Origin of the sequence: uncultured Psychrobacillus sp. (assembly GCF_938022135.1) — a bacterium.
In the GTDB taxonomy this organism is placed as follows: Bacteria; Bacillota; Bacilli; order Bacillales_A; family Planococcaceae; genus Psychrobacillus.
In genome coordinates, this window is sequence record NZ_CALIED010000021.1 from 1 (window position 1) to 3,505 (window position 3,505).

5 protein-coding genes are annotated in these 3,505 nt (G+C 41.9%); 4 read left to right on the forward strand and 1 reads right to left on the reverse strand.

Going from position 1 to position 3,505, the window contains the following annotated elements; all coding sequences use genetic code 11:
- Positions 1-59 precede the first annotated feature (59 nt).
- From Q0371_RS05475 to Q0371_RS05490, 4 genes are all read left to right on the forward strand, one after another.
- Positions 60-539, forward strand: coding sequence for a hypothetical protein (locus Q0371_RS05475; protein WP_298469207.1), 480 nt, complete (start codon positions 60-62; stop codon positions 537-539).
- A 92-nt stretch (positions 540-631) separates the two neighbouring features.
- Positions 632-820, forward strand: a complete 189-nt coding sequence (locus Q0371_RS05480; RefSeq protein ID WP_298469210.1) for a hypothetical protein — start codon at positions 632-634, stop codon at positions 818-820.
- Positions 821-1,010: 190 nt separating this feature from the next.
- Entirely contained in the window at positions 1,011-1,514 is a 504-nt protein-coding gene (locus Q0371_RS05485) for a hypothetical protein (RefSeq protein ID WP_298469213.1), read from the forward strand.
- Between the two features lie 200 nt (positions 1,515-1,714).
- On the forward strand, positions 1,715-2,179 hold the full coding sequence (locus Q0371_RS05490) for a hypothetical protein (protein WP_298469215.1): 465 nt from the start codon (positions 1,715-1,717) through the stop codon (positions 2,177-2,179).
- Between the two features lie 271 nt (positions 2,180-2,450).
- On the opposite strand, the gene Q0371_RS05495 is transcribed toward Q0371_RS05490, so the two are convergent.
- Positions 2,451-3,473: a tyrosine-type recombinase/integrase gene (locus tag Q0371_RS05495; protein WP_298469218.1), complete on the reverse strand. Its 1,023-nt coding sequence runs from the start codon at positions 3,471-3,473 to the stop codon at positions 2,451-2,453.
- Between the last annotated feature and the right edge of the window lie 32 nt (positions 3,474-3,505).

A 3,505-nucleotide genomic window follows, 5' to 3' on the forward strand; every position in this document is an offset into this window, starting at 1 on the left:
GAGCTGCATAGCAGCTTGCCTCACATTTGTATAAGGGCAGAGGCCCGGAAGGAGATAATATGAGTAAGTATTTAGAAATGGTAAGAGAAACTGCAGGTTTAGCTGGAGAACTGAATAAGTTCGAAGGTCTTAGCGCTCGCATCACAGGCGCACACACCATTCTTGCCACATACAAAGAGGCGGACGTTCGTGTTGAGGTAATCAGCACGGAGAAATTCCGCTGTACCCGCGTCCAGGATGGATTTTGCTACACACCCTTTTGGCTAGGTCAGGATGCCGCATGGAGAGTGGTTCAAACCGCGACTCACGACAATGGCATTAACGCTTCCCCAAAGGAGCGATTCTGGGAAGGAGAGCTTGACCGCGAGACTGCCCGAAACTGGGCATTTAATTTGAATGCGGCAGAACAGGGAGGTCCGTGGACCAACTGGGAGCGTTTGGCAAAGGAGTATTCTTTGACCACAAAGGAGGCTGATCTTTTGTGGCGAGAGTATGACATGCTTCCGCATTGGAACCCTTGGGATCTAGTGTGGGAGTAGTGTCCCGTTCGTGTTGCAGATAAAAGAGGTGAGCTGCAGAGCGGCTTGCCTCACAATTGTTTAAGGGCAGAGGCCCGAAAGGAGATAATAATATGAGCAGATTTGAAAAGGAAGTAGTGGATTCCTTCAACAAAAGTCATAAGACACATTATTCTAATGTAAAAGAAATAGTCGAAGACTACGGAACCGAGAATGTGTTTTATGATTATGTTCTCGGACAGCGAGAGGAGATCGCTGAAGAGGCCGATTGCTTGTGGGCGCTTTTTGAGCTTTTAAGATAGCTAGGTCTCTCTGAGCAAGCTCACTCATCTCTGGATGAGGGGCTTGTAATTGCAAATAACAGGAGAAGAAAAGAGGCAAACTGCAAAACAGTTTGCCTCTTCTTTGTTGGTAACAAAAGTAGAATAGGTGAGCTGCATAGCAGCTTGCCTCACATTTGTATAAGGGCAGAGGCCCGGAAGGAGAAAAACTATGAGTAGAGCAGAATTCGTTATGAAACCTTTTGAAATTGATGGCTTGAGTTCTTGGTGCGAAGCCAAGAAAAGAAGTACGGGAGTGCTTCGAATCTGGCCGGAGAGCAAAACCATCGAAGTAAAAATGTTATCAGGATGCGATCCCTGGTATTTGGATCTGTTGAATTTTGTTTTAGCGGATAAGGACGTTCGACGTCTAATCCGTAACTATCAAAATTCAACACGCGTTGAAAGATACGCGATTAACATTAGTAGTGGCATGTCAGGTCGTCAGGATGTTTACATCAATTTCTACGACGAGTACGGGCTGCAGGTCCGTGGAAAGCATTTGTTGCATATATCATGCTGTGACAAGCTTTGGGGAATCCCAAAGATCTACGTGGGCGACTTCGTAGAGGCGATGTATACAATGAATGTGCAGCCGGGGAAAACAACGGCGAAGTACGTGAAACCATATCTTGAACCTGAATGGGCATCAACCGATGTCCATAGCATCATCTAACGGTAAATTTGATCAGTAGGAAAGTCGGGGCAATCTCCTCATCTGGTGGACGAGGAGATTGTAGTTGCAAATAACAGGAGAAGAAAAGAGGCAAACTATTAAATAGTTTGCCTCTTTTTGTTGGTAACAAGTAGAATAGGTGAGCTGCAGAGCGGCTTGCCTCATAATTGGTTAGGGCAGAGGCCCAGAAGGAGAAAAATATGAATGTTGAAAGAATTATTGCTTGGTTCATGAGCTGGGCAGTGTGGAACCCAGAGTTTGTATGTACTACCATTAAAAACATAGTACATACATTTAAAAATTCTTTCCAAGACATAGTAGCTTTTTGGAAAGAATGCTATCAGATGGCATCTGGTAGCACCTGGATATCTTTGCTGGTAGTGGTAGTGGCATTGATTGTGCTACTATTTGAGATTATTTTAATAATTGGGTGTGCGATAGTTTCTTCACCCATTCTGCTGCTTTATCTGACCCCACTTGGTGTGTGTAGCACTTGTTTGGTAGTTAAAGCAATCAAAAATGACACGTTCAGAAAGACTAGACGATTATTCCGTCGAGTCTCATGGGCGTTTCGGACGACTTGGATAGAAGAAAATACAAAAAAAAGAAGGGAGAAGAAAAAGAAGCAGTTCCGCGTCATTGAAGGCGGACGTAAGGCTTCGTAAGATGCAAAGGTAGCTTCGAGAAGCTGCCTAGATACAAGGGAAACACCTGCGGTGGAGAGCAATATGCTCTTGGCCGCAGGTGTTTTTTTTGCGCAAGCGCAAAATTATATGGACAAAACCATTGACTTTTTACAAAAATGTGATATTATGGACTCACGAGGCAAACACACAGAACTAAAGTTAATACAATGCTTTATTTATATAATAAACAATCTAAATTTTCTTAAAAAATACAAGTTTTTAATTTTTTTACTTTAATTGTATACACAATTTAAAGAGCGGTGTAAGCCTTCTTTCTGCGTTCGGCGTCCATAGCTGTATAGTGCTGGACCGTTACATCGACGGATTTGTGATTCAATCCGGCAGATACCAGATAGATGTCGTTAGTTTCGTCATACAAAGCAGTCGCATACGATGCTCGTAGTTTGTGTGGACTAATTTTGTCGTTAGATGCAGACAAATCCAAGGCATATTTCTTAACCATTCTTTGAATACCAGCAATACTCATTCTCTTACGTTGGAGAGACAAGAAGAAGGCTTCTTCGTGACCAGCGAGGGGAATGATTTTTTTTCGAACTTCGTAATACGCTAGTAGTGCATCATACACTGATTTACTCATGTCAATAGGTTGCTGATTTTTATCACTGTAACCTTTACGCCGCACTTTGAATTGACGTTTTTCAAAATCAACATCACACATCCTGATTCCAGCACATTCAGAAACACGAATACCTGTTTTGAGAAAGAGTGTGACAATAGCTTCATCGCGTAGACGTGTTTTTTCGTGATAACTTTTTCTATGCTTGGTCAAATTCTTACCTGTTGCAACCACATCCTGTAATTCATCCATATCTTTTCGCGGTAAATGTACAATGTCTAGCTGCTCCTTGGTGCGAGGTTTCATAGATTTTCGCATTGGATTCTTGTCAATCAGTTCTGAATCTTCAAGGAAAGAAAATAGGCAATTCAAAACAGTCACGGTTTTTTGAACCGATGCTGTAGCATATCGACGCTCGTTGATCAAGTAGGCAATATATTCGTTGATGTCTTGTGGACGAAGTTGATTTACCGCGTCCTTGCTGACTTCGTTGGTAAGCTTGCCATTTAAAGCTGGATTGTTTTGGACGAAGTATTCAAAAAATTGAACTATATTGTAACAGTAATCGGATTGCGTCTCAATTGATTTTGTAGCCAATGATACTATGTATTCATTAACGAATGATGGTAACTTTTTCCTATATTTTTCTAATTTCGTGTAATATTTGTTGTATTGGTCTTGTCGAAAATCAGCCATGCAGAACCTCCCTTAATTTTTGATAAAAATTG